We start from the raw sequence: 4,325 nt of genomic DNA, 5'->3' as shown, positions 1-4,325 counted from the left end.
TTTTGTGAATAAATTGGTGGATAAGTTTACACTATTTTTATCCATAAAAAGATTATCCTTCATAGTTTTTTTGTAAACTTTGTATAAAGGCTTTGGTTGAATATAAAGTTTGTATAAACTTCCTGGGGGCCACAAGTGATCCACAATACTTACCAGCTCTAGCTTTCAGGTCACTATCAACCCAAACTCTACATAGACTTGGGCTTTCAATTACTTAAAACTCAATCCGTTATTCTTTTGTTGAAGTTGGAGTAATATAAAGCGTATACATTTTGTAACTGATGCACAAACCTACATTCGATGAGTGAATTTCCTGATTTTTATAACTATGGCTACCAAGTCAAAAAACAATTAGGTCACAACTATCACAGTGGTCGAGTAACTTATCAAGCCATCCATCTTAAAACTAAGCAAAAAGTTGTAATCAAGCTGTTTCAATTTGCTCAATATAACAGTAGCTGGCATGGTTACCAATCCATTGAAAGTGAGATTAAGGTACTAAAACAGTTACACCATCCTAGGATTCCTCGCTATCTTGACTCCTTTGCTCCTGAGGGTGGTGTTTGTTTGGTACAGGAGTACAAAAACGCTCAACCTTTGTCTGCATACCCAAGCTTTACACCAGAGCAAATCCAGCAAATTGCCGTTCAAATGCTCGAAATTTTGGATTATATACAACATTTTTATAATCCGATAATTCACCGAGACATTAAACCAGAAAATGTTTTGTTAGATTACAAAATGCGGGTTTACTTAATTGATTTTGGGTTAGCAAAACTTGCCTATGGTTCAATTAATGGAAGTACTACGATGGCTGGCACAGCTGGATTTATGCCACCAGAACAATTATATAATCACACCCTCAATAAAGCATCAGATATTTATAGTTTAGGAGTGACACTTGTTTGTTTGGTTACCGGAATTAAAACGGCAGAAATTAGTAATTTAATTGATTTAAGCAATCATCGTATAAAATTCAAGCATTTAGCTTCAGGTTATAGCAAAGAATTTCTTAACTACCTAGACAAAATGGTAGAACCGGACCCTAAAAAGCGTCTTACCAATCTAGAACGTATTTTTAAATCGGTTCCATCACCAGAGCCAATTCAAAGAAAACTACTAGCAGAGTTTAGCAATAAACTCAAAGTAAATAACCTGAATAAACGACTAAAGTATGCTATAGTTACTGTAATCAGTTTAGGATTAGGTGTTACCTATGGATTAAACCAAGTTGAGCAACTATTAGTAAGTAAAATCCAACAGCACTTGAGCGATGGAGACTATGAAAAATGTATTAACTTAGCTCAAGATGTTCCAGATTTTTTGAGCATCAATGAAAAATCGATATGCCTCTTAAATGACTGTTCTGTCGCACAACTAAATAAAGCAACTAAACTAGTAGACAATCCCCAACTTATCTATAAAGCAATTACTGAAGCTAAAAAAATACCGACTGAGAGTAATAGTTACCAAGAAGCACAAACGTTAATTACTCAATGGAAAGAATGGCAAAGTGATCAAAATTTAATTCAAAAAGCTCAACAAGACCTAAAGAAACATAAATGGCAACAAGCCAAAGCAATGGCAGCACAGGTTAACGCTGAACGTTTCCAGCAGCAAGCAATCCAAATTATTAATGCTGCTGAAACCAAACTAAAAGCTGCTGAATTAGAAAGACTAGCTGCTGAATTAGAAATACAAGGAGAAAACCTGATCCTCAAGGCAAATCACTATGCTAATCAGCGACAGTATAGTCAAGCAATATCCATCGCCAAACGGATTCATAACGCTACGCCATCTTATCAAGAAGCACAACGATTAATTGCTGAATGGAAAAGCCAAATTCCTCAAGTTTTTAGAAATTATTGGTCATCCCCACAAGTTAATGGCGCTCGCTTCGTCGTCGATAAAATAGAAAAGTGGAAAAATGGCCAATTAAAAATTTATTTTAAAGCTTATAATTACACTAATAAAGATAGCCGATTTTCCGATTTTATCGCCGTTGATAATTTAGGAAATAATTATAGAGGTTATTCAGGCTCTAGTTGGGATGGAACAGTGATGCCTTCTAGGATACCAACTAAAGGTTCTATCACCTTAAAACAACCACTAGATCCTAATGCCTCAGTGATTACACTTAGTTTTCGACGTGTTTATACTTATAATCCACTAATTAGACTAATCACTCTCAAAACAAAAGGAATAAGAGTTAAGTAGTAAGACTCTCCTTCTTAACAGCAGGATTAGCGGGAGAATACTCTCCAAAGCGCCAGCGTATAGGGCTAGCATTAGTTGTATCTAAGACCTGCTCAATATGAAACTCCACTAACCGTTGTGCTCCTGGAACGGTAGTGAATCGTGACTGATCCCAAATCACCTCAGCTATTCCTGTTAGTTGTAAGGTATTACCTCGCTCAAAATCGATGAACAGCAGACCAGCATGGGGATTCACTGTCAGGTTACCTAGGGTTTGAAACATATTATTGCCAGCATAATCAGGAAACACTAGCTGATTATCACTGATCACCTGGATAAATCCTGGATATCCACCCCGATGAGAGGCATCTGCCCCAGTTTCTGGATTAAAACTGGCAATGAAAAAGGTATCAGATTGGGTAATCCAGTCTTGCTCGGTTGTGGTCAAAGCCTCAAAGCTGCGAATTTCAGGCTCCCTTGACTCAGGGGTATCAGTCTCTAGATGACGCAGCTGGATGTATTTGGGACAGTTGAAAAATACCTCAGTGGTCTGCATCACAATCTGCCCTTTGCCTTCTACTCTAGCCAAGCCATTCATCCGCAAGCGTTTACGGGTAGTCAGGTCAATCACCAGAAGTCCCAGTACTCCATTTTGCACCAAGTTTTCGTACAAGGGATCCCCATCGATAGGGATACAGTTAATCTCGACAGTTTGATTATCGAAAACTCGGACAAAACCAGGTTGACCAGTCAGCAATGATGCCCAAACTAAGCCATTGGTATCCACACTACTAGCGATCGCTAATTGTTGAGTTGTCAGGAGCATCTGAGCAGCAGGTTTGATCACGGGAGTAATCATCGAGCTGAGTTTCTCAGCTTCTTCGGTTACCCCAGCCCGAGTTTGAACAGCAATCTCTCCAGTGTGAAAGCTCATAATCTACTCCTTTGGGGATAGTGACACAGAAAACAGCAGTTTTCTTATACACAGAATTTCTGTATATGTCTGTATCTAATCTGTCTGTCTCTAAACTAGAAAACTGTCCAGATTTGGGCTAAAGAAGACTATCACCCAGCACCGGACAGGATACAACCAGTCAGGGGTGTTAGGTCAATAGCTACATATCCCTGAACTTTCTCTAATCTCAGACTACTGGGAAGACAAGAGCAAAATGTCTCAGTTTTTGTCTCAGTTTTGTCTGGTGTTGTTTAACTGACAATCACTCACCTCAGTTCGATGTCAGAAATTGCTTTAAGAAATTGCCAGGTTTTGAGGAAAGCATTCAGCTATCAGTTATCAGCTATCAGCATTCAGCTATCAGCATTCAGCATATGCTTACATACTAAGAACGCTGAAATCTTAATGCATCAATAGACTGAGCAGTTAGAAAAATACCGATAAAGATATAACTCAAAAACAGAATTATACTACTAGTATCCAAAACACCCTGAATCAGATTTTTATAATTTTCCAACAACGATAAATGACCTAAGGCTTCTCCAAGGGGTCCACTAACATTTTTAGCAATCAAATCAATAACCCAAAGTCCCAAAACCACAGCAAAGGTGAGGATTGCTGACAAAATTGAGCTATCAGTTAGGGAAGAAATGAACATCCCCAGAGAAAGCACCGATGCTGCCAGTAAAATTAATCCGGCGTGGGCGAGTAACGGTAGGACAGGTTGAACCGGGGGATCTGTAGCACTAAATGCGATCGCTTCATAGGCAAGTAAGGGTAGCACCATAAAGCTATAAAATGTCACCACTCCCAAGAGTTTACCTACGGCTACAGCCCAATTCGTTAGTGGAGAAGTTGCCAAAAGCTCCAAAGTCCTGCGTTTGCGTTCCTCAGCATAGAGTCCCATCGACATAATTGGCAACACAAATAACGACAGTGAACCCATCACTTCCAAGAATTGACGCAAAAATACATAAGCAACATCCACTGGTGGTATCGGTAAACCCAATTGTTCTGCCGTTGCAACTTGGTTAATAATACCCTCTTGATCCAAAAGAATTTCTACAAAAAAGGAGCCAGACAGCCACCAAAATACACCGGCGATAACATAAGCGAATGGTGAAGCAAAATATCCCTGTAATTCTTTCCTAAAAATTGCTAATATATTGCCAAT

3 protein-coding genes are annotated in these 4,325 nt (G+C 38.9%); 1 reads left to right on the top strand and 2 read right to left on the bottom strand.

The window, feature by feature from the left end; translation table 11 throughout:
* Positions 1–300 precede the first annotated feature (300 nt).
* Positions 301–2,217, top strand: a complete 1,917-nt coding sequence (locus tag F6K57_RS37940; protein WP_293073616.1) for a serine/threonine-protein kinase — start codon at positions 301–303, stop codon at positions 2,215–2,217.
* Here F6K57_RS37940 and F6K57_RS37935 read toward each other — a convergent pair.
* Positions 2,210–3,130 carry a pyridoxamine 5'-phosphate oxidase family protein gene (locus F6K57_RS37935; protein ID WP_293073613.1) on the bottom strand — a complete coding sequence of 307 codons (921 nt, stop codon included), beginning with the start codon at positions 3,128–3,130 and terminating at the stop codon, positions 2,210–2,212. The two genes, F6K57_RS37940 and F6K57_RS37935, sit on opposite strands and share 8 nt — an antisense overlap.
* Before the next feature lie 406 nt (positions 3,131–3,536).
* Positions 3,537–4,325 (bottom strand): ABC transporter permease (locus tag F6K57_RS37930; RefSeq protein ID WP_293073610.1); only part of this gene is annotated, 789 nt, incomplete at its 5' end.

The organism is Moorena sp. SIO4A5, from assembly GCF_010672005.1.
GTDB lineage: Bacteria > Cyanobacteriota > Cyanobacteriia > Cyanobacteriales > Coleofasciculaceae > Moorena.
The sequence above is the reverse complement of the archived record's forward strand: the minus strand, read 5'-3'. Positions and strand labels throughout refer to the sequence as shown.

Bases quoted from the DNA above. Each gene is read 5' to 3' on its own strand.
- F6K57_RS37935 (WP_293073613.1), bottom strand. From the start codon at position 3,130: ATGAGCTTTCACACTGGAGAGATTGCTGTTCAAACTCGGGCTGGGGTA.
- F6K57_RS37940 (WP_293073616.1), top strand. From the start codon at position 301: ATGAGTGAATTTCCTGATTTTTATAACTATGGCTACCAAGTCAAAAAA.